This is a genomic window from Micromonospora echinofusca, assembly GCF_900091445.1.
GTDB lineage: Bacteria > Actinomycetota > Actinomycetes > Mycobacteriales > Micromonosporaceae > Micromonospora > Micromonospora echinofusca.
Map to the genome: position 1 here is coordinate 5,301,309 of NZ_LT607733.1, position 20,568 is coordinate 5,321,876.

The 20,568-nt window shown below is 75.2% G+C and carries 20 protein-coding genes; 9 read left to right on the plus strand and 11 right to left on the minus strand.

Annotation, left to right across the window (positions count from 1 at the left end; translation table 11 throughout):
- Positions 1-106: 106 nt before the first annotated feature.
- The 5 genes from hpf to mtrA all read right to left on the minus strand — a co-directional run bounded on the left by hpf (position 107) and on the right by mtrA (position 5,980).
- Positions 107-739 (minus strand): ribosome hibernation-promoting factor, HPF/YfiA family, encoded by a 633-nt coding sequence (gene hpf / locus GA0070610_RS22505; protein WP_089001889.1) that lies wholly within the window; start codon positions 737-739, stop codon positions 107-109.
- Between the two features lie 248 nt (positions 740-987).
- Positions 988-1,692 carry a ComF family protein gene (locus tag GA0070610_RS22510; protein WP_089001890.1) on the minus strand — a complete coding sequence of 235 codons (705 nt, stop codon included), beginning with the start codon at positions 1,690-1,692 and terminating at the stop codon, positions 988-990.
- A 5-nt stretch (positions 1,693-1,697) separates the two neighbouring features.
- The gene (locus GA0070610_RS22515; protein WP_089001891.1) at positions 1,698-3,494 is read right to left on the minus strand and encodes an LpqB family beta-propeller domain-containing protein; all 1,797 of its coding nucleotides are present in this window, start codon (positions 3,492-3,494) and stop codon (positions 1,698-1,700) included.
- Positions 3,491-5,278 carry an MtrAB system histidine kinase MtrB gene (gene mtrB / locus GA0070610_RS22520; RefSeq protein WP_089001892.1) on the minus strand — a complete coding sequence of 596 codons (1,788 nt, stop codon included), beginning with the start codon at positions 5,276-5,278 and terminating at the stop codon, positions 3,491-3,493. Before mtrB ends, GA0070610_RS22515 begins: the two co-directional genes overlap by 4 nt.
- Before the next feature lie 12 nt (positions 5,279-5,290).
- Entirely contained in the window at positions 5,291-5,980 is a 690-nt protein-coding gene (mtrA, locus tag GA0070610_RS22525) for an MtrAB system response regulator MtrA (protein WP_089001893.1), read from the minus strand.
- A gap of 199 nt (positions 5,981-6,179) precedes the next feature.
- Here mtrA and GA0070610_RS22530 point away from each other — a divergent pair, with 199 nt between their 5' ends.
- Genes GA0070610_RS22530 through GA0070610_RS22550 form a run of 5 tightly spaced genes read left to right on the plus strand, consistent with a single transcriptional unit; the run spans position 6,180 to position 11,419 of the window.
- On the plus strand, positions 6,180-7,022 hold the full coding sequence (locus GA0070610_RS22530) for a hypothetical protein (RefSeq protein WP_089001894.1): 843 nt from the start codon (positions 6,180-6,182) through the stop codon (positions 7,020-7,022).
- Positions 7,019-7,585 carry a DUF4129 domain-containing protein gene (locus tag GA0070610_RS22535; protein WP_089001895.1) on the plus strand — a complete coding sequence of 189 codons (567 nt, stop codon included), beginning with the start codon at positions 7,019-7,021 and terminating at the stop codon, positions 7,583-7,585. The genes GA0070610_RS22530 and GA0070610_RS22535 overlap by 4 nt, the downstream gene beginning before the upstream one ends.
- A complete protein-coding gene (locus tag GA0070610_RS22540; protein WP_231925774.1) occupies positions 7,582-9,123 on the plus strand; it encodes a DUF4350 domain-containing protein in 1,542 nt (513 codons plus the stop codon). The genes GA0070610_RS22535 and GA0070610_RS22540 overlap by 4 nt, the downstream gene beginning before the upstream one ends.
- Positions 9,120-10,112: an AAA family ATPase gene (locus GA0070610_RS22545; protein ID WP_172896577.1), complete on the plus strand. Its 993-nt coding sequence runs from the start codon at positions 9,120-9,122 to the stop codon at positions 10,110-10,112. Before GA0070610_RS22540 ends, GA0070610_RS22545 begins: the two co-directional genes overlap by 4 nt.
- Positions 10,109-11,419, plus strand: a complete 1,311-nt coding sequence (locus GA0070610_RS22550; protein ID WP_089001896.1) for a DUF58 domain-containing protein — start codon at positions 10,109-10,111, stop codon at positions 11,417-11,419. Before GA0070610_RS22545 ends, GA0070610_RS22550 begins: the two co-directional genes overlap by 4 nt.
- On the opposite strand, the gene GA0070610_RS22555 is transcribed toward GA0070610_RS22550, so the two are convergent.
- Positions 11,386-12,372 (minus strand): stage II sporulation protein M, encoded by a 987-nt coding sequence (locus GA0070610_RS22555; protein ID WP_231925775.1) that lies wholly within the window; start codon positions 12,370-12,372, stop codon positions 11,386-11,388. The genes GA0070610_RS22550 and GA0070610_RS22555 overlap by 34 nt on opposite strands.
- Before the next feature lie 33 nt (positions 12,373-12,405).
- Between GA0070610_RS22555 and GA0070610_RS22560 the strand changes: the two genes are divergently transcribed.
- The 4 genes from GA0070610_RS22560 to GA0070610_RS30685 all read left to right on the plus strand — a co-directional run bounded on the left by GA0070610_RS22560 (position 12,406) and on the right by GA0070610_RS30685 (position 14,983).
- A complete protein-coding gene (locus GA0070610_RS22560) occupies positions 12,406-13,419 on the plus strand; it encodes an RDD family protein (protein ID WP_231925776.1) in 1,014 nt (337 codons plus the stop codon).
- Between the two features lie 93 nt (positions 13,420-13,512).
- Positions 13,513-13,959 carry a hypothetical protein gene (locus GA0070610_RS22565; protein ID WP_089001898.1) on the plus strand — a complete coding sequence of 149 codons (447 nt, stop codon included), beginning with the start codon at positions 13,513-13,515 and terminating at the stop codon, positions 13,957-13,959.
- Complete coding sequence (locus GA0070610_RS22570) at positions 13,956-14,828, plus strand: tetratricopeptide repeat protein (RefSeq protein ID WP_089001899.1); 873 nt, start codon at positions 13,956-13,958, stop codon at positions 14,826-14,828. Before GA0070610_RS22565 ends, GA0070610_RS22570 begins: the two co-directional genes overlap by 4 nt.
- A complete protein-coding gene (locus GA0070610_RS30685) occupies positions 14,816-14,983 on the plus strand; it encodes a hypothetical protein (RefSeq protein WP_157747211.1) in 168 nt (55 codons plus the stop codon). The genes GA0070610_RS22570 and GA0070610_RS30685 overlap by 13 nt, the downstream gene beginning before the upstream one ends.
- A gap of 136 nt (positions 14,984-15,119) precedes the next feature.
- Here GA0070610_RS30685 and ahcY read toward each other — a convergent pair whose 3' ends face one another.
- The 5 genes from ahcY to GA0070610_RS22595 form a co-directional block, all read right to left on the minus strand.
- Positions 15,120-16,619: an adenosylhomocysteinase gene (ahcY, locus tag GA0070610_RS22575; protein ID WP_089001900.1), complete on the minus strand. Its 1,500-nt coding sequence runs from the start codon at positions 16,617-16,619 to the stop codon at positions 15,120-15,122.
- 301 nt (positions 16,620-16,920) lie between these two features.
- Positions 16,921-18,084 (minus strand): mannose-6-phosphate isomerase, class I, encoded by a 1,164-nt coding sequence (manA, locus tag GA0070610_RS22580; protein WP_089001901.1) that lies wholly within the window; start codon positions 18,082-18,084, stop codon positions 16,921-16,923.
- 3 nt (positions 18,085-18,087) lie between these two features.
- On the minus strand, positions 18,088-19,086 hold the full coding sequence (locus GA0070610_RS22585; RefSeq protein WP_089001902.1) for a cation diffusion facilitator family transporter: 999 nt from the start codon (positions 19,084-19,086) through the stop codon (positions 18,088-18,090).
- Between the two features lie 76 nt (positions 19,087-19,162).
- Positions 19,163-20,359 carry an SIS domain-containing protein gene (locus GA0070610_RS22590; protein WP_089001903.1) on the minus strand — a complete coding sequence of 399 codons (1,197 nt, stop codon included), beginning with the start codon at positions 20,357-20,359 and terminating at the stop codon, positions 19,163-19,165.
- Positions 20,356-20,538 (minus strand): Trm112 family protein, encoded by a 183-nt coding sequence (locus GA0070610_RS22595; protein WP_089001904.1) that lies wholly within the window; start codon positions 20,536-20,538, stop codon positions 20,356-20,358. The genes GA0070610_RS22590 and GA0070610_RS22595 overlap by 4 nt, the downstream gene beginning before the upstream one ends.
- Positions 20,539-20,568 lie beyond the last annotated feature (30 nt).

Consider the following 20,568-nt stretch of genomic DNA (forward strand, 5'->3'; position numbering starts at 1 on the left):
AGGCGCGCCGGGCGCCGGTGTCGAGCGCCGACCCGGCGGGCGGGCCGTCCGGAGGCCGGCCCTCGGCCGTGGTGGCGGCGTGGGCCGCCACCACGGCACGTGTCGATCAGGCGTCGAGGGAGATGATTCCGTAGTCGTAGGCGTGCCGCCGGTAGACGACGCTCGGGCGACCGGACTCCTTGTCCTGGAACAGGTAGAAGTCGTGGCCGACGAGTTCCATCTGGAACAGGGCTTCGTCGACGGTCATCGGCTCGGCGGGGTGCACCTTCTCCCGCGCGATGTGCCAGGGCTGGTCGTGCTCCTCCTCCTCGACCCGGTCGGCCACGGCGGTGGCCGTGGCGGAGCCGTCGGGGGACGCACCTAGGGGCGCGTCGAGACCGGCGACCGGCAGGCCGGCGGTGGCGGCGGCGACGGAGAGCGGCGCGTGCCGGCCGCGGTGGACGCGGCGGCGGTCGGCCGCCCGGCGCAACCGGGTGTCCAGCTTGGCGATGGCCGCGTCGAGCGCGCTGTAGAAGTCGTTCGTGCAGGCCTCCGCCCGGATCACCGGGCCACGGGAAACGCAGGTGATTTCGACGCGCTGGCAGTGGTCCGCCTGGCGCGGATTGCGCTCGTGGAAAAGCTCTACATCGACACGGATAAGTTTGTGGTCGTAACGTTCGATCTTCGCGAGTTTCTCCGCCACGTGCACCCGGTAGTGATCCGGCACTTCGACGTTACGGCCCTTGACCACGATGTCCATGTGACCTCCCTAGTTCGGACGGTCGTTCGTTCCAACATCCGGTCGCGCGCCCCCGGGAAGGTCCCACTCGGCGTCGACCGGTCAGTGCGGCTACGCCTCCTTTCACCGCCGGGAGCGGGTGGAAAGACCTCCTACCCCCGACACGAAAACGCTAACTCCAATTCGCCCGACAGTCACCCCCGGTCGCCGGGACGGCCCACAATTTTTCACCGCACATACACCAACGGGTGAAAGGGAAACACGCAGCGCTACGGCCGGCGCCGTTTCTCGGTCGCGGCGAGCACCGCGGCGACCGTGGGTGACAGCCCGCTCGCCGTCAGCGCCCGCCCCACGGCGGCGAGGGTGGCGCCGGTGGTGAGGATGTCGTCGAGCACCACCACCGCCGCCCCGTCGGGCACGGACGGCACCCGCGGGCGGACCCGGAAGGCCGACTCGGCCGCCGCCGCGCGGCCGGCGCTGTCCAGCGTCACCGAGTCGGGTCGGGGCAGGGCACGCAGGGGACGGCGCACCCGCACCGGCCAGCCCGCCCGGCGCAGCCGGTCCGCGCAGTGCCGGGTCAGCCGGCCGAGGTGGTCGCCGTAGCGGGCGCGGGCCGCCGCCGCGGTGTCCGGCACCGGCACCAGCATCACCGGACGGGCCTCGCCCACCGCCGCCGCCACGACCTCGGCGAGCAGCGCCCCCAGCGGCCGGGCCAGACCGTGCCGGCCGTGGTCCTTGTACGCCAGCAGCGCCTCCCGCAGCGGGCCGGCGTACGGGCCGAGGGCGACGCAGGGCGGCAGGTCGGGCGGGGCGGGAGTGGGGCGTACGGCCCTGGGGCGCAACGCGCCGAGCGCCACCACGCACTCCGGGCAGACGCCGTGCCGCAGCCCCGGTCGGCGTTCCCGGCAGCCGGCGCACTCCACGGGCAGCACCAGGTCGGTGAGGTCCGCCCAGAGCCCGCCGAGATCCCGCACGGAGATCAGTAGAGGAAGAAGGGGGCGGTCGGGTTGCCGGCGCGCGCCCCGGCCGACGGCGGCGTGACCTCCTGCACCTGCTGCGGCTGGATCCGCTCGAACGGGCTGCTGCGGTACGCGACCCCGTTCGCCTCGTACATCGCGGCGCCGAGGCGACCCACCGCGTTCGCCGGGTACGCGGCGAGGTGCGTCACCCGGGCGCCGATCTTGTCCTCCAGCCGGCTCTCCCGGGCGCCGTCCACGCTGACCTCGTAGACCGCGGGGCGGCCGACCGCGCCCGCGAGGACCAGGGTGTTCTCGCCGTACCAGTCGACGGCCGACAGGCTGGTCAGCCGGGTGTGCAGCCGACGGGCCGGACCGGGGGTCGCCCCCGCGCCGTCAGGGCTGAGGGCGGCGACGTAGAGCGTGCCCCCGGCGATGACGGCGATCCGGTGCCCGTCCAGCGAGGCCGCCACGGCGGTCACCGGGCCGGGTACGCCCAGCGGCACGGCGGTGAGCTGCGCCTGGGCGTCGAAGCGGTAGAGGCTCCCGTCGGCGACCACGAGCCCGGCCGGCTGCCCCCGGTACGTGGAGCGCAGCCAGACCGGCTGGCCCATGGCGGCGTACCCCTTGGCGCTGCGGGTGAAGGCGGTCACCGGGTCGGTGCCGGTGCCGACGGAGAGCCACTGGCGGTTGGCGTCGGAGACCACCAGCGCCGCCAGGATCTGGTTGTCGGCGCGGCTGAGCCCGGCGGAGACGACGTTCCGGTTCGCCTTGGCGTCCACGGGCACCGGGCCGCTCGGCTCTCCCGGGTAGGCCAGTGGGTGGACGGCGCCCTCGTAGACGCAGAACCGCTGGAAGCTCTCCGGGAGCTGGTGCACCGGGCGGTCCAGGCGGCGCCGTTCCAGGTCGGGGATGAACTCCTGGGACTGGTTGCGGATCTTGATGTCGAGCGGCCCGTCGAGGTCCGACAGCGACCAGGCGAGTTGCGTGCCGAGCTGCTCCAGCCGGGCCTTGTCCTCCGGCATCTCCAGGTCGACCTCCCAGCGGCCGTCCGTCCGGGTGGCGTTGTTGATCAGGCGGGTGCCGTCCGGCAGCCGGCGCACGGCCGTGCCGAGCCAGGCCGAGGGCCCGGCGGTCAGCCACTTGACCACCTCGCTGACCCGTCGCTCGTCCGGCACGGCGAGCGGCAGGTAACGCTGGTCGGGGACGAGGCGGGTGCGGTCGTTGTTCCAGAAGTAGATCGTCCGGCTCTGGTAGTACGTCTCCAGCGCCTCGACGCTGAGCAGCAGCGCGGTCGGCGGGTTCGCCACGTACAGCCCGCCGTCCGTCAGGCCGTCCTGCCCGGCCTGGCTGCGCAGCTCGAAGGTGTAGGTCGTGGTGCTCGTCTCCGGCGGGGCCAACGTGCCGTCCGTGCGCAGCTGCCCGACCTGCTGCACCTTGAGGGTGACCTCGGTCCGGTCCGGGGCGTAGACGGGTACCGGCTCCTCGGTGAGCCGGACGACGGCCAGCGTGACCTCGCTGCCCTGCTTGGTCTGGAGGCGGTCGCGGTCCGCCGGCACGATGAACTGCCGGACCCGCTGGTACGCCCCGTCCGGCTCACCGGCCGCAGCGGAGAGGAAGTTCTGGACGAACTGCTCGGCGTCGGTGCCGGCGGCGCTGCGGCTCGGGGGCTCGCCCCGGCTGCCGCTGGTCGAACCGCCCTCGGCCGCCGGTCCCGGCCCGTCCACCCGGACCTCGGTGTTCTCCGGGATGCCGCAGCCGGTCACGCCGCCCAGCAGCAGCGCGCCGCCGAGCAGTCCGGCGAGCAGCCGACGCCTCACGACCCCACCTCCGCGTGCCCACCGTTGCCCGGCCGCCCCGGACCGACGGTCAGCGCGCCGTCGGCGCCCGGGCCGATCGCGAGGGCGCCCTGAGTGCCGGGGCCGATGGCCAGCAGCCCGCCCGACCGGGGCCCGCCGAAGGGCAGCGCGGCGTCGGCCGGCACCAGCCGCAGCGGCGAGGTGGTCAACCGGTCGCCGGCCCGCGACGGCAGGGTGAGCCGGAACTGGGCGCCCTGCCCGGGCGCGCCCCAGGCCTCCAGCCAGCCGCCGTGCAGCCGGGCGTCCTCCAGGCTGATCGACAGGCCCAGCCCGGTGCCGCCGGTCTGCCGTGCCCGGGACGGATCGGCCCGCCAGAAGCGGTTGAACACCAGCTTCTCCTCGCCCGGCTTGAGCCCCACCCCGTGGTCGCGGACGGTGATCGCCACCGCCGTGTCGTCCGTCCCGAGCGTGATCAGCACCGGCTTGGCCTCGCCGTGCTCGACGGCGTTGCCGACCAGGTTGCGCAGCACCCGCTCCACCCGCCGGGGATCCACCTCGGCGATCACCGGGGTGCTGGGGACGTCCAGCTCGATGGCCACGCCGACGCGCTCAGCGAGGCCGGCCAGCCGGTCGGCCACCCGGTGCACGACCGGCACCAGGTCGGTCGGCTCGGAGTCGAGCATGGCGAAGCCGGCGTCGAAGCGGCTGATCTCCAGCAGGTCGGTCAGCAGCTCCTCGAACCTGTCCAGCTCGGCCTGGAGCAGCTCGGCGCTGCGCGCCACCGCCGGGTCGAACTCGTCGCGCTCGGCGAAGATCAGGTCGGCGGCCATCCGGACCGTGGTCAGCGGGGTGCGCAGCTCGTGCGAGACGTCGGAGGTGAAGCGGCGTTGCAGCCGGGACATCTCCTCCAGCCGCAGGATCTGCCGTTGCAGGTTGGTCGCCATCTGGTTGAACGACGCCGCGAGCAGGGCGAGGTCGTCCTCGCCGTTGACCACCATGCGCTGGTCGAGCAGGCCGGCGGAGAGCCGCTGGGCCGTCCGGGCGGCGACCCGCACCGGGGTCACCACCAGCCGGGTGACCAGGCCGGCGAGCAGGCCGAGCAGCAGCACCAGGGCCGCCCCGGTGGCGGCCACGGTGTCCCGGACCTCGGCGGCCGTGGCGTCCTGCCGGGCCAGCGGTACGAGGTAGTAGAGCTCCACCTGACCGAACCGGGTGGGCACCGGGGAGCCGTAGACCAGGTACTTCGTGCGCTCCTCGCCGAGGCGCCCGGTGCGGATCTGGCTGGCGACCTTGCCCCCGGCGACCGTCTCGCGCAGCTCCGGGCTGATCAGCGGGCGGACGTTGACCGCGGGCGAGGAGCGGGGCTGGATGGCGTCGTTGTGGTTGTCGGCGACGAGCGCCACGATCACGCCGGTGGTCTGCTGCGGGTCACCGCCGGCCAGGTAGTTGACCGTGCCCTCGATGGTCTCCTGCAGCTGCGTCTCCTGCGGCTGGTCGTAGAGGCCGAACTGCTTCGCCGCGTAGTCCGCGCCGCTGTCCAGCCGCACCCGCACGTCCGTCTCGACGTTCTCCACCAGGATGCCGGTGATCTTGTCGGCGATCAGGTAGGCGAAACCGCCCACCAGGAGACTGGACGCGACCAGTGTGATGGTCACCACCCGCAGCTGGAGCGACCGCCGCCAGGCCTGGTGCAGGCCGGCGAGCAGGCGCGCGGCCCGGCCGTGCACGCCACGCCACAGCTCCCGCGCGGCGACGTGCCGGCGCGGGGCTGCCGTCGGGGGGTCCGGGATGAGGGAGGTGGCCACAGTGTGACCAGGCTATCCGGTGCCTGCCTTGTAGCCCACGCCCCGCACGGTGAGGATGATTTCCGGCCGCTCCGGATCCGGCTCGATCTTGGCCCGCAGCCGCTGCACGTGCACGTTGACCAGCCGCGTGTCCGCCGCGTGCCGGTAGCCCCAGACCTGCTCCAGCAGCACCTCGCGGGTGAAGACCTGGCGCGGCTTGCGGGCGAGCGCGACCAGCAGGTCGAACTCCAGCGGCGTCAGCTTCACCTCCTCGCCGTTGCGGCTGACGGTGTGCGCCGGGACGTCGATGGTGATCTGGTTGCCGGGCGGCCCGATGGTCAACATCTCCGGGGCGACGTCCTCGCCGCGGCGCAGCCGCGCCCGCATCCGGGCGACCAGCTCCTTGGGCTTGAACGGCTTGACCACGTAGTCGTCGGCCCCGGACTCCAGGCCGAGGACCACGTCGACCGTGTCGCTCTTGGCGGTCAGCATGACGATCGGCACGCCCGACTCGGCCCGGATCGACCGCGCCACGTCGATGCCGCTCATGCCGGGGAGCATGAGGTCGAGCAGGACGATGTCGGGGCGGTTCTCGCGGAACGCCGCCAGTGCCCGCTCGCCGTCGGCGACGAACGAGGGCAGGAAGCCCTCGCTGCGCAGGACGATGCCGAGCATCTCGGCGAGCGCGGGGTCGTCGTCGACCACCAGTACCCGGGCTCTCATGGGGTTAATGTTTCCATCCCCTTCAGTTCGGTGGGATCCCCGTCACCCGGCACGGTACTGCCGTGGGACGTCGCCGCCCAGCAACAGGTGCCCGGCGTCGCCGCCCCGACGTGCGGGTCCACCCGATCGGAACGGGCGTGTCACCATGATCCCCGCGTGCGCCGTCACGCGCCACCGCCGTCCCTCCCCAGGAGTACGCGTGCCCGACGCCGGCCCGACCGCCGTGCTTCCGCGCCGCCCCCTCACGGTCGGCGAGCTGCTGGACTCCGCGGTCCTGCTGCTGCGCGCCCAGGCCCGGGTGCTGGTGCCGGTCGCCCTCGCGCTGGCCGTGGCCGAGCAGCTCCTGCTGTACCCGCTGCGCCTCGCCGCCGGCACCGTACCGCCGGTCTGGTTCGTCGAGTTCGACCGGTTCGGCGTGTTCTGGCTGCTGCTGGCGGTGGGCGCGGCGACCGAGGCGATGATCATCCTGCTGCTCGGCAACCCGGCCGCCCGGGCCGCCGGGGCCGCGCTGTTCGGCCGCGCGACCTCCCCACTGGAGCTGCTCCGCCCGGCCGGCGCCCGCTGGGGCGCCACCGCGCTGCTCGCCGCCCTGGTCGGCCCGCTGATGTTCGGGGTCGCGCTGTTCGGGCCGGTGTGGATCGCCGGTTTCGCCCTGCTCGGCGCCGTGGCGCCGGCGCTGGTCGTGGACCGGGTGCACCCGCTGCGCGCCCCGTTGCGCTCCGCCGCCCTGGCCGTCCGGGGCGCCGGCCGGGCCGGCTGGATCCGGCTGCTCGGCTACCTGGTGTGGTGGATCGTGCGCCTGGGCCTCGGCATCGGCGTCTACCTCGGGCTGGACTCGTTCGACCTCGTCGACCGGGCCTGGGCCGGCTGGCTGTCGCTGGCCGTCTGGGCGGGCGTGAACGCCGTCGCCTACCCGGCCCTGGCCTGCCTCGACGCGGTGCTGCACCTGGAGACCCGGATGCGTACCGAGGGACTGGACATCCGGCTCTCCCGGGCCAGGGCGGGCACGCCCGAGGCCGTCCTGCTGGCGGCGGGGCGATGAGCTTCAGCCGGTGGTGGACCGAGACCACGGCGGCGCTCAGCGACCGGCTGCCGCTGCCCCTGGTCGCGCTGCTGCTGGTGCTCGCCACGGTGCTGGTCGCGGCCGGCTGGTACACGTTCCCGGCCTGGATCCCCCGGCGGCTGCCCCGGCTGCGTCGACGCCGCAGGCCCGCGCCGCCGGAGGCCACCCCGCAGCCGGTCGTCCCCGCGCCCCGCGAGCCGGAGCTGCCGGCCGCCGCGTACGTCTCCCTCGCGGACCGGCTCGCCGCCGAGGGCCGGTACGCCGAGGCCGTCCGGGAGCGGCTGCGGGCGATGGTCCGGGAGCTGGCCGCCCGCCGCGTGGTGCAGCCGCAGCCCGGCATGACCGTCGTCGAGCTGGTACGCGCCGCGACGGACAGCCGGCCGCAGGTGGGCCCGCCGCTCGGCGCCGCCGGGGCGGTCTTCTCCGAGATCTGGTACGGCCAGCGCCCGGCCTCCGTCGAGCACGACCACCGGATGCGGGAGCACGCCGCCGAGCTGGACCGGGTGCTGACCGGGCACCCCGAGGACGGGCCCCGAGCATGAGCGCAACCGCCACCGCCGCCCCGCCGGCCCTCCGGCCCGCCGCCGCTCCCCGGCGCCGCCGGCACCGGCTGCTGATCCCGCTGGGCCTGGCCGCGCTGCTGCTGACCACGACCCTGGTCACCCACGCGGTCGACCAGCCCGACCCCGACGACCGGGGGTTCCTCTCCCCCGTCGCGACCGGGGACGACGGCGGCAGCCGGCTCGCCGACGCGCTGCGCGAGCGGGGCGTCACCGTGCAGCGGGAGACGGAGACGCTGCCGGCGCTGCTGGCCGCCCGCAGCGGTGCGACCACGCTCTTCGTGCCCGCGCCGACCCTGCTGCACCCCGACACGGTCGGCGCGTTGGACTCGCTGCCCTCGACCACCAGGCTGGTGTTGGTGGATCCGCCGCGCCGGGTGCTGGAGGCGGTCGGGCTGCCCGTGGAGCCGGCCGGCCGCCGGTGGGCCGCGCAGGCGGTGGGGCCGGACGCGCGGGGCCTGCCCTGCCCCTTGCCCGAGCTGCGCCAGCTGGGGCGGGCGGCGGTCGGGCGGCAACGCTACGCGGCCACCCCGGACGCCTCGGCGCCCGTCCGGTTCTGCTTCGCCGACGGGCTCGCCCTGCTGCCCCGGGTCCCCGACGGCACGGTGGTGGTGGGCGCCAGCGACCCGTTCCGCAACGACCGGATCGACGAGTGGGACAACCGGGCGTTCGCCACCGCGCTGCTCGGCCGGCCCGGTCGGGTGGTGTGGCTCGACCTGGACGGCCCCGAACCCCCGCCGGTCTTCGGCAACGGCAGCACCGGCCGCCCGGCCTGGTCGCCGACGCCGGGCGGCTCCACCGGGAACGGCGGCCCCGGCACCGGAGACGGGACCGGCGACGGGCGCCCCGGCGGCTCGGCAGCCCCGGTCGGGGAGCCCGACGACAGCGACAGCGAGGGCCGGGACGGCTCCCGGGCCGACAGGCCCGATCCGCCGAACCCGCTCTGGTCCGCCTTCCCCGGCTGGCTGTGGGCGTTGCTGGCCCAGCTCGCCGTGGCCGCCCTGCTGGCCGCGCTCTGGCGGGCCCGGCGGCTCGGCCCGCCGGCCCCCGAGCCGCTGCCGGTCACGGTCCGCTCGGCCGAGACGGTGCTCGGCCGCGCCCGCCTCTACGAGAAGGCCGGCGCCCGGGACGCGGCCGCCCGGACGCTGCGGGCCGCCGCCCTCGACCGCCTGACGCCCCGGCTGCACCTGCCGCCGACCGCGCCGCCGGCCGACGTGGCCGCCGCGGTGTCCGCCCGTACCGGCGACGACCCGCGGTGGACCGACGAGGTGCTGCACGGCGCCGAGCCCGAGACCGACGGGGAACTGCTGGACCTGGCCCGCGCGCTGGACCGGCTCACCCGAGCCGTCGCACCGCACACCACCGACGGACCGTCCCCGCACGCCGGGGCACCGCACCCGGCCGCGGTGCCGTTCCACGAGGGACCGCCACCGCCCGCCGAGGGACCGCCACCGCCCGCCGAGGGGCCGCCACCGCCCGCCGCACCGCATCCGCACCGAGCCGAAGGAGACCCCCGGTGACCCGACCCGCCGGCACCGCCGAGCCGTCGACCATCGAGCCCGTCGACCCGCGCGCCGCCCTGCACCGGCTGCGCACCGAGGTCGCCAAGGCGGTCGTCGGGCAGGACGCGGTCGTCACCGGCCTGGTGATCGCCCTGCTCTGTCGCGGGCACGTACTGCTGGAGGGCGTGCCGGGCGTGGCCAAGACGCTGCTGATCCGCACCGTGGCCACCGCCCTCGACCTGGGCTCCAAGCGGGTGCAGTTCACTCCCGACCTGATGCCGGGCGACGTCACCGGCTCGCTGATCTTCGACCCGCACACCGCCGCCTTCACCTTCCGCGAGGGGCCGGTCTTCACCAACCTCCTGCTCGCCGACGAGATCAACCGGACGCCGCCGAAGACCCAGTCGGCGCTGCTGGAGGTGATGGAGGAACGGCAGGTCTCGGTGGAGGGCGAGCGGCGGCCGCTGCCCGACCCGTTCATCGTCGCCGCCACCCAGAACCCGATCGAGTACGAGGGCACCTACCCGCTGCCGGAGGCACAGCTCGACCGCTTCCTGCTCAAGCTCACCGTGCCGCTGCCCAACCGGGACGAGGAATTGGGCGTGCTCCGCGCGCACCACGCCGGCTTCGACCCGCGCGACCTGGCCGCTGCCGGCGTACGGCCGGTGGCCGACGCGGCCGACCTGGCGGCTGCCCGGGCGGCGGTCGGCCGGGTGCACGTGGCCGAGCCGCTCTTCGGCTACATCGTCGACCTCTGCCGGGCCACCCGCAACACCCCGGCGCTGGAGCTGGGCGCCTCGCCCCGGGGCGCGACGGCGCTGCTCAACACGGCCAAGGCGTGGGCCTGGCTGGCCGGCCGTGACCACGTCGTACCGGACGACGTGAAGGCGGTCGCCCGGCCGACGCTGCGACACCGGCTGCGGCTGCGCCCCGAGGTGGAGCTGGAGGGCGTCGGCGTGGACGCGGTGCTGGACACGGTGCTCGCCACCGTGCCGACGCCGCGATGACCTGGCGGGCGGCGCTCCTGCTGGCGGTCGGCGCGCTGACCCTGCCGGCCTGGCCGGCGCCGTTCGTCGGGCTGCTGGTGATGACCGGGACGGTGCTGCTGCTGGTACTGCTCGACCGGGCGCTGGCCGCGCCGCCGGGCGCGCTCACGGCCGCCCGGCAGGGGGACCGCGCGGTCCGGCTCGGCGGCACCGCCACCGTCGCGCTGCTGCTGCACAACCCCTCCGGCCGTACGCTGCGGGCCAAGGTCCGCGACGCCTGGGTGCCCTCCGCCGGTGCCCGCCCCGACGTGCCCCCGTCGCGGCTCGTACGCGTCGATCCCGGCGTGACGGTGGCGCTGCCCAGCCGGCTGACCCCGCTGCGGCGGGGCGACCGGCCGGCGGTGGCGCTGACGGTGCGCTCGTTCGGGCCGCTGGGGCTGGGGTTCCGGCAGCGCTCCGGCCGGCCGGCCACGCCGCCGTGGACGCTGCGCGTGCTGCCGCGCTTCGACTCCCGCCGGCACCTGCCGGAGAAGCTGTCCCGGCTGCGGGTCATCGACGGCACCCAGGTGAGCCGCGGACGGGGCCAGGGCACCGAGTTCGACACGCTGCGCGAGTACGTGGTCGGCGACGACGTCCGCTCGATCGACTGGCGGGCGAGCGCGCGCCGGGCCGACGTGCTGGTGCGTACGTGGCGGCCGGAGCGGGACCGCCGGCTGCTGTGCGTGCTGGACACCGGGCGGACCTCGGCGGTGCGGGTCGGCGACGAGCCCCGGCTGGACACCGCCATCGACGCCGCCCTGCTGCTCACCGCCCTCGCCGCCCGCGCCGGCGACCGGGTCGACGTGCTCGCCGCCGACACGGTCGTACGGGCCACGGTCACCGGCACGGGCGGGCCGGCCCTGCTCCCGCGCGTGGTGCACGCCCTCGCCCCGCTCCAGCCGACGCTGGCGGAGACGGACTTCGACCTGATCGCCGGCGAGCTGCTGCGACGGCAGCGCCAGCGCAGCCTGGTGGTGCTCTTCACCGCGCTGGAGGCGGGCGCCCTCGGCGAGGGGCTGCTGCCGGTGCTCCCCCGGCTGGCCGCCCGGCACCGGGTGGTGATCGCGGCGACGCATGATCCGGTGCTGACCGCCCTCACCACCACCGTCCCGCAGCGCCCGGCGGACGCCTACGCCGCTGCGGCGGCCTGGCGGGCCCTGGCCGAACGCGACCGCGTCCGCACCGCCCTGGGTCGCCACGGCGTGACGGTCGTGGACGCCCCGGCGGGCCGCCTGGCCCCCGCCCTGGCCGACACCTACCTCCGCCTCAAGTCCCTCGGTCGGCTCTGATCAGGTTCGGCGGCGACGGCGCGGCGGCCGAGGAGCACCACGTACGCCAGGAAGGCGAGCCAGACGGCGGCGCCCACGGCGACGCGCACCGGGACCGGCACGGGCGCCGGGGTCACGAACGCCTCGATGACGGCGGAGACCGCGAAGAGCCCCACCAGCCCGACCGCGACCAGGACTCCCTCGCGGCCGGCCCGGGCCACCGCCTGCCCCCGGGTGAGCTGTGTCGGTGGCGCGATCCAGGACCAGCCGATGCGCAGGCCCACCCCGGCGGCCACGAAGACCCCGGTGAGTTCCAGCAGCCCGTGCGGGGTGATCAGGCCGAAGAAGACGTCCGCGCGGCCGTAGGCGACCATCACCCCGCCGACCACGCCGATGTTGAGGGCGTTCTGCCAGAGCAGGTAGAGCACCGGCACGATCAGCACCCCGGCGGCGAGGCACTGGGCGGCGAGCCAGGCGTTGTGCGTCCACAGGTGGAAGGCGAAGGTCGGCGCGGCGTACTCGGTGTAGTAGCCGGCGAAGCCGGACTCGACCAGGTCGGCGGCCGCCTCGTCGCCGATGAAGGCCGCGGCCGTCTGCGGGTTGTCGGCCACGTACCAGATCAGGAAGAGGCTGAGCAGGGTGAAGCCCGTCGCCACCCCGCACCACCAGGGCCAGGCGCGGTAGACGGCGGCGGGGAAGCCGGCCACGAGGAACCGCCCGACCGCCGCCCACGACGGACGCGGGCGGCCGGTGAGCCGGGCCCGGGCGCGCAGCACCACCTGGGAGAGCTGGCCGACCAGCGCCGGGTCGGGTGAGCGGCTGCGCAGCACCGACAGCTGGGTGGTGGCCCGCTGGTAGAGGGCGACCAGCTCGTCGACCTCGGCGGCGTCGAGCCGGCCGCGCCCGGAGAGCTCCTCCAGCCGTCGCCACTGTCCGCTGTGTTCCGCGACGTACGCGTCGAGATCCACCGTCACCCCCGTCCGGGGATCATAGTGTTCACTGTCGGGGTGAGAGCACAACCGCGACCCGCACCGTGGGCGGACGCCGGGCTGGTCAGCGGGGAGGCCGTGGAGCTGGACGTCCGGGCCGCCCGGATCGGTTCCCGGGTGCTCGCGCTGCTGCTCGACGTCCTGGCCCAGGCGGCCCTCATGCTGGCGCTGTCCATGAGCGTCGGCACCGCGCTCCTCGGCCTGCCGGACGGGCTGGTCGACGGCGCCCTGGCCGGCGGGCTCGCGACGGTGGGCATGATCCTGGTGCTGGTCGGCTACCCGGTGCTGTGCGAGCGCTTCAACCACGGCCGCACGCTGGGCAAGATGGCCGTCGGGCTGCGCGTGGTCAGCGCCGACGGCGCCCCGGTCGGGGCGCGGCAGTCGCTGATCCGGGCGCTGGTCGGCGTGGCCGTGGAGTGGCCCGGCCTGGTGCTGCCGCTGCTGAGCTGGGTGGCCGGGGTGTCGGTGATGCTGACCGACCGGCGCGGGCGTCGGCTGGGCGACCTGGTGGCGGGCACGCTGGTCGTGCACACCCGCGCGGCGACCGCCTGGCGGCCGGTTCCGACGGCGGTGCCCGCGCTGGCCGGCTGGGCGTGCACGGCGGACCTGAGCCGGCTGGACGACGACCTGGCGCTGGCCGCCCGGCAGTACCTGGCGCGGGTGCACCAGCTCGCGGAGCCCGCGCGCGGGCGGCTGGGGCGCGGCCTGTGGGCCGAGGTCTCCGCGGTGATCGCGCCGCCCCCGCCCGTGGGCATGCCCGAGTCGGTCTACCTGGCCGCGGTCCTCGGCGAGCGCCACCGACGGGCGCGGTACCGGCTGGCGGTCGGCCGGACGGCCGTCGCGTCGCTCTGGCCCGAACTGGTGCCCGCGCCGCCCGCGCCGGCCGGCCCGGTCCGGCCGCCGGCACCCGACCTCGCGCCAGCGCCCCGGACCGCCGTGCCGACCCAGGCCACGCCCGCGCCGGCCGTGACCGTACGGCCTGCGGTTGCCCCGTCGGCGTGGGACGGCGGCGGGTCGATCGCCGGCAGCTGAGCGGGCTCGGCGGTCGCCCCGAACCGTCCGGGGAGGCGTGCCGCGCGTCGATTGTGGCAGGATCCGGCTCGCCCCTACCGAGACAGGATCACCGTGGCCGACGACCTGTTCACCCCCACGATCGCGCCGGCGGCGTACGAGACGCGGCGCCCGCCGTGGCGGCCCCAGTCGTTGATCTTCCCCGCCGTCTTCGGCGGCCCGACGGCCGTCACCGTGCTCGCCCTGCTCAACGGGCGCCGGCTCAGGGTGTCGCGCCCGGCGCAGATGGCGGTGCTCGGCACGGGCCTGGTCGGGTTGCTCGCCCGGCTGGCGATGACGCTCGCGATCGTCGACGACGGGGCCGGCCGACCCGTACGGCTGGTGGGGGCGCTGGCCGGCGCGCTGGTCTGGCTGGTGGCCGCCGCCACGCAGAAGCGCCCGTTCCGGTCGTACGAGCTGCGTGGCGGCCAGCCCGCGTCGTTGTGGCTGCCCGGCCTCGGGGCGGTGCTGCTGCTCGGCTTCACCGAGGCCGTCCTGGTCTTCCTGGTGGCCGTCGCGTGACCGGCCCGGAGCCGCAGCTCGCCCGGGTCGCCCACCTGCTGGAGGTGAACCGCCCGGAGCAGGCCCTGACGGAGGTCGACCGGCTGCCCGCCCCGCTGGCCACCAGCCGGCTCGCGTTCCGGCTGCGGGCGGGCGCGCTGACCGTGCTCGACCGCTGGGACGACGTGGTGACCGTGGCGCGGCAGGGGCTCGCCGAGCACGGCCCGGACGCCGAACTGCTCGGCCGGCTCGGCCTCGCGCTGCGCCACCGCCGCGAGCACGCCCTCGCCGAGCGGGCGCTGCTCGACGCGCTCGCCATCGAGCCGGAGAACCCGTGGCTGCTCTGCCAGTACGCCGACCTCTGCTCGGCCGCCGGCCAGCCGGACAAGGCGGAACGCCTGGTGGCCCGCGCGGCGGCGATCGCGCCGGGCGCGCCGGCCGTCTTCGCCTCGCGGTTCCAGCTCGCGTACGCCCGGGGTGACGACCGGGCGGCCGAGCGGGTGGCCCGGGAGTTCCTCGGGGCGTGGCCGGGCAACCCGGTGGCACTCGCCCTGCACGGTGTCGCCGCCGCCCAGCGCGGCCGGGTGGGCGCCGCGCACCGCGCCTTCGGGCAGGCGTCGGCGCAGGACCCGACCGACGCCGACTACGCCGACGCGGCCTGGGAGACCCGGGTGTACGCGCACCCCCTGCTGCTGCCGTTGCGCCCGCTCTACCGGCTGGGGATCCTGCGCACCTGGCTGCTCGCGGTCGGCGTGATCGTGCTGCTCTCGGCGGCCGGCCTGGACGTGCTCGGCGGCCTGTTCGCCCTGGCCTGGATGCTCTTCTGCGTCTGGTCGTGGATCGCTCCGCCGCTGGTCCGGCGGATGGTGCTCGGCCGGTGGCGAGCGTGAGGGCGTTCGGGCCGTGGCTGGCCGTACTCGCCGTGGTGCTGCTGCTCGACGCGCTGCGCCTGCACGTGCTGGCCGCCGTGGTGTCGGTGGCGTGGCTCGTCTGGTGCGTGTGGAGCTGGGTCCGCCCCGCCCGCCGCCGCGCCCGCCGGGACTGACCGCCCGGCGGCACGCGTCCGCCGCGCGGCAACGCCGGCCGGCTCGCCCCCGTGCCGGCGGCGCGCCCACCCCCGGAAAAGCCGACCGGGCCGGCCGCTCGGCTGGGAGCGGTCGGCCCGGTCGGTGCGGCCGGGATCAGTAGCGGTAGTGCTCCGGCTTGAACGGGCCCTCCACGGAGACGCCGAGGTAGGACGCCTGCTCCTTGGTCAGGGTGCTCAGCTTGGCGCCGAGCGCCTCGAGGTGCAGCCGGGCGACCTTCTCGTCGAGGTGCTTGGGCAGCACGTAGACGCCGATCGGGTATTCCTCGGTCTTGGTGAACAGCTCGATCTGGGCGATCGTCTGGTTGGCGAACGAGTTCGACATCACGAAGCTCGGGTGGCCGGTGGCGTTGCCCAGGTTCAGCAGGCGGCCCTCCGACAGCACGATGATGGCGTGCCCGTCGGCGAACTTCCAGAGGTCGACCTGCGGCTTGATGTTGACCCGCTCGACGTCGGAACGCTTCGCCAGGCCGGCCATGTCGATCTCGTTGTCGAAGTGGCCGATGTTGCCGACGATGGCCTGGTGCTTCATCCGGGCCATGTGCTCGTTGGTGATGACGTCGAAGCAGCCGGTGGCGGTGATGAAGATGTCGGCCTGCTCGACCACGTCGTCCAGGGTGGCGACCTGGTAGCCGTCCATCGCCGCCTGGAGGGCGCAGATCGGGTCGACCTCGGTCACCACGACCCGGGCGCCCTGCCCGCGCAGCGACTCGGCGCAGCCCTTGCCGACGTCGCCGTAGCCGAGCACGACCGCCATCTTGCCGCCGATCAGCACGTCGGTGGCCCGGTTGATGCCGTCGATCAGCGAGTGGCGGCAGCCGTACTTGTTGTCGAACTTGCTCTTCGTCACCGAGTCGTTGACGTTGATGGCGGGGAAGAGCAGGGTGCCGGCCCGGTGCATCTCGTAGAGCCGGTGCACGCCGGTGGTGGTCTCCTCGGTCACGCCCTTGATGCCGGCGGCGATCCGGGTCCACCGCTGGCCGTCCTCGGCGAGCGAGCGGTGCAGCACGCCGAGGATGACCGCGTACTCCTCGGAGTCGGCGGACTCGACCGGCGGGACGGCGCCGGCCTTCTCGAACTCGGCGCCCTTGTGCACCAGCAGGGTGGCGTCGCCGCCGTCGTCGAGGATCATGTTCGGGCCCTGCCCGTCGGGCCAGGTGAGCACCCGCTCGGTGCACCACCAGTACTCCTCCAGGCTCTCGCCCTTCCAGGCGTAGACCGGGACACCGGCCGGGGCCTCAGGGGTGCCGTCCGGGCCGACCACGATCGCGGCGGCGGCGTGGTCCTGCGTGGAGAAGATGTTGCAGGACGCCCAGCGGACCTGCGCGCCGAGCGCGACCAGGGTCTCGATCAGGACGGCGGTCTGGATGGTCATGTGCAGCGACCCGGTGATCCGGGCACCGGCGAGAGGCTGGGCGTCGGCGAACTCACGACGGATCGCCATCAGGCCGGGCATCTCGTGCTCGGCGAGCTGGATCTCCTTGCGCCCGAACTCGGCGAGCGACAGATCCGCCACCTTGTAGTCGCCCTCGGCGAGAGTGCTCGGCCGGGCCTCGGACGGCGTGCCACTGGCGGACGCCGGGAGGGTGCTGGTCATGGAATCTCCTGTCGGACGATGTGCTGCGCGACCATTCACCTTACGCTCGCGAGCCGCCGCCGCGAGGACCGGCCGGGTGAAGAGGACACGAAGACATCGGCGGACAGCGCACGGGGCGACCGGTCGTGGACGAGGTCCCGTCCATGGCCGCCCGCCCCGTGCATCCCCCCGGTTTGGTTCCCCCGCGCGCGTTCTCGGACCGTCGTCGCGATAACGCTGCGTACTCATAGAGTCACACTGCGCCAAGGTGGAGTCAAGCTATTCCGGGAAAGTCGGACTCGTGTCGCCGTCCCGGCGCCGGTCAGCGCAGGCCGCAGCTCGCGACGTACGCCTCCCCCGCGCCGCCCACCCGCAGCGCTCCGGCGGTCGCGCTGCCGACGGCGGCCCGGCCGGGCCCGAGCGTCACCGCGCCGACCCCGTCGTCGACCGAGACCTCGCCGGAGCGGCAGAGCACCACCCGGGGCCCCGGCACCTCGACCGTCACCCGCGGCAGCCCCGCGCCCACCGTCACCCGGTGCAGCGCGAAGTCCTCCACCGGCACCGGCCAGGTGACCAGCCCCGGGGCCACCTCCAGCGGCGGCACCACCGGGTCGTGGAGCACCTCGAAGCGCAGCACCCGCAGCAGTTCCTCGACGTCCACCCGCTTCGGCGTGAGCCCGCCGCGCAGCACGTTGTCGCTGGCCGCCATGATCTCGACGCCGGTCCCGCGCAGGTAGGCGTGCAGGTTGCCGGCCGGCATCCAGATCGCCTCGCCGGGCGCCAGCCGCACCCGGTTGAGCAGCATCGCCACCAGCACCCCGGGGTCGCCCGGGTAGGCGCCGGCCAGGTTCCGGGCCAGCTCCGCGTCCGGCCCCGCGACCGGCGCCGACGCCACGGCCGCCACCAGCGCGTCGCGCCGGTCGACCGGCCAGGTCAGCAGCAGCCGTACGGCGTCGCGCAGGCCGGCCGGGCCGGTGCGCAGCGCCGCCAGCACCGGCTCCAGCGCAGGTACGCCGAAACCGGTCAGCACCGCCGCCGAGGCGGCCGGGTCCCGGAAACCGCAGAGCGCCTCCATCGGCGAGAGCGCGACCAGCAGCTCCGGCTTGTGGTACGGGTCGACGTAGTTGCGCTGCCCGTCGGGGCGGGCCGCGTCGGCGGCGTGCCCGGCGCGGGCCTGCTCGGCGTCCGGGTGCGCCTGGAGGCTCAGCGGGGCGTCGGCGGCGAGCACCTTGAGCAGGAACGGCAGCCGGGTGCCGAACCGGCCGACCAGCCGCTCGCCGAGCCAGTGGTCCGGCTCGGCGAGCAGCAGGTCGGTCAGGCTCACCCGGTCGCCGTCGCGGTCGACCGCGGCCGGCGCGCCCGGGTGGGCGCCCAGCCACAGTTCGGCCTCCGGGCCGTCGCTCGGCACCGGCCGCCCCTGCAGCTCGGCGATGGCCGAGCGGGACCCCCAGGCGTAGTCGCGGATCGGACCGTGCAGCAGTTCCACCGGTCAGCTCCCGGGCCGCCCGGCGGCCTCACCCGACTCGGCCCCCGCCGCGGCGGACGACGCCGCGCCGGCACCCGCCCGCTCGGCGGCGACGCTGTAGATGTCCGGCTCCAGGTAGATCACCCGGGCCGTCGGCACAGCGGAGCGGATCCGGGTCTCGACCGTGTTGATGCTGCCGGCCAGCACCTCCGCGGTGACGCCCGCCGGCACGGCGACCTTGGCGGCCACCATCAGCTCCTCGGGACCGAGGTAGAGCGTCTTCATGTGGATGATCCGCTCGAACTCAGGCCCGTCGGTGACCGCCTTCTCGATCGCCGCGACGTCCTGCGCCTCGGCGCCCTCGCCGAGCAGCAGGCTCTTGGTCTCGATGGCGAGGATGATCGCGATCGCCACCAGCAGCACACCGATCATCGCGGTGCCGACCGCGTCCCACCGGCCGTTGCCGGTGATCAGCGTCATGCCGACGCCGAAGAGCGCGAAGACAAGACCGACCAGCGCGCCCAGGTCCTCCAGCAGCACCACCGGCAGCTCCGGGGCCTTGGCCCGGCGCACGAACCTCACCCAGGACTGGTTGCCCCGGACGAGGTTGGACTCCTTGATGGCGGTACGGAAGGAGAACGTCTCCATGATGATCGCCGCCACCAGCACCGCGACCGGCACCCAGTGCCACGAGGTGATGCCCTCCTTGTGCGACCACTTGTGGTACGCCTCGTAGAGGGCGAACAGGCCACCGACGCTGAACAGCACGATGGACACGATGAACGCGTAGATGTAGCGCTCCCGGCCGTAGCCGAAGGGGTGCTGCGGGGTGGCCGCGCGCTTGGCCCGCCGCCCACCGAGCAGCAGCAGACCCTGGTTGCCGGAGTCGGCGACCGAGTGGATCGACTCCGCCAGCATCGACGACGATCCGGTCAGCAGGAACGCGACGAACTTGGTGACGGCGATGCCGGCGTTGGCCAGCAGGGCGGCGACGATCGCCTTCGTACCACCGTTGGCGCTCACGCGGTCGCTCCGTCGCGTCGCGCGGCCCCGCCGGGCGTCGGCGCGGTGCGCCGCTCGGCCCGTTCCCTGCTATCGCTCACTGGTTTGCCAGCTCCTTCATTTCGGTGATGGCCGGTACGGCCATCGGGTCCAGTCCGTGTGCCAGGGCGAGGTAGATCGAGGCGAAGTCCGGCACGGCGACCAGCGAGGCGAGCCGTTCCAGCGCGGAGCCGCCCTCGGCGGTCACCACGTCGCAGCGCACGCCCCGCCGCTCGGCGAGGGTCTGCACCGCGTCCGCGCGGCGCTCCTCGACGTCGAGCGGCTCGTCGGCGTCGTCCTCCGGATTCAGCCCGCCGTCGCGCAGCAGGACCAACCGCAGCCGGGTGCCCGACGGCTCCTCCTCGTCGGGGTCGGCGAAGATGTCCCGCTCCCCCTCCGCCAGGCCGCCGAAGACGCCGTCGAGCAGGCCGACCCGGCCGCGCCCCGCCTCGCCGAGCGCACCGCTGACCACCGGGTAGCGGGCGTTGGCGGACAGGGTGTCGCCGAAGCGGCGGGCCGCGACGGTCGCCAGCGGCGACGAGCCCCAGACGATCGGCACCGAGCCGGCCAGGCCCAGGGCCAGCGACTTCGCCGGGTTGACGAAGGACTCGGCCGTCGGGCGGCAGCGGTCGGCGTCCGCGTCCAGCCGGGCCGCGGTCTCCGCCAGGTCCGCCTCGTTGACCTTCACGAGGCCGAGCGTACGGGCGGCGAGCAGGACCGGCACGGTGAGCGCCCAGAGGCTGGCCCGGGCCGGGGCGCGCCGGGGCACCGGGATGAACGGCGCCCGGGCCCGCTCCGCCACGGACTGCAACTGCGAGTCGGGCGCGCCGACGGCGACCAGCCGGGCGCCCCGCCGGTGCGCGGCCTCGGCGGCGCCCAGCGCCTCGGGGCTGCGACCGGAGGCGCTGACGGCGATCACCACGTCGGCGGCGCCCACCCAGCCGGGCACGCCGGCGCTGCGGTGCGGGATGACCGGCACCGGGCAGCGCGGCCCGGCCACGGTGGCCAGCACGTCGCCCGTACGCCCGGCGGTGCCGATGCCCGCGATGACGACCGCTCGCGGGCGGCCCTCGTCGGCGAGCACCTGGAGGTTGGCCTCGGCGGCCAGGGCGGCCGTCTCGCGGACCTGCGCCCCGGCGGAGGCGGTGTGCCGCAGCATGCCGCCCGGGTCGTGCTCGGCCAGCGCGGCCGGGTCGTCGAGGAGTGCCTCGTCGGGCTCGCGGCGGCCGCTGACCCCGGCCGTACCGTCGATCATGACTGCTCCGCGGGGCCGCGCGCCTCGTCCAGGAGCAGCACCGGCACGTCGTCGCGGACCTCGAAGATCCGGCCGCACTCGGTGCAGGTCAGCGTCTGCGCCTGCGCGTCGTAGTCGAGCGGGGCGTGATGCGTGTCCGGACAGGCGAGGATTTCCAGCAACTGCGGGTCCAGGGCCACGGCGCGGCTCCTTCCACGTATGCGGTTTCA

Excerpts from the sequence above, each read along its gene's own strand:
- hpf (WP_089001889.1), bottom strand. The coding sequence starts at position 739 with ATGGACATCGTGGTCAAGGGCCGTAACGTCGAAGTGCCGGATCACTAC.
- mtrA (WP_089001893.1), bottom strand. The coding sequence starts at position 5,980 with ATGAGAGCCCGGGTACTGGTGGTCGACGACGACCCCGCGCTCGCCGAG.
- GA0070610_RS22535 (WP_089001895.1), top strand. The coding sequence starts at position 7,019 with ATGAGCTTCAGCCGGTGGTGGACCGAGACCACGGCGGCGCTCAGCGAC.
- GA0070610_RS22540 (WP_231925774.1), top strand. The coding sequence starts at position 7,582 with ATGAGCGCAACCGCCACCGCCGCCCCGCCGGCCCTCCGGCCCGCCGCC.
- GA0070610_RS22550 (WP_089001896.1), top strand. The coding sequence starts at position 10,109 with ATGACCTGGCGGGCGGCGCTCCTGCTGGCGGTCGGCGCGCTGACCCTG.
- ahcY (WP_089001900.1), bottom strand. The coding sequence starts at position 16,619 with ATGACCAGCACCCTCCCGGCGTCCGCCAGTGGCACGCCGTCCGAGGCC.
- GA0070610_RS22590 (WP_089001903.1), bottom strand. The coding sequence starts at position 20,359 with ATGATCGACGGTACGGCCGGGGTCAGCGGCCGCCGCGAGCCCGACGAG.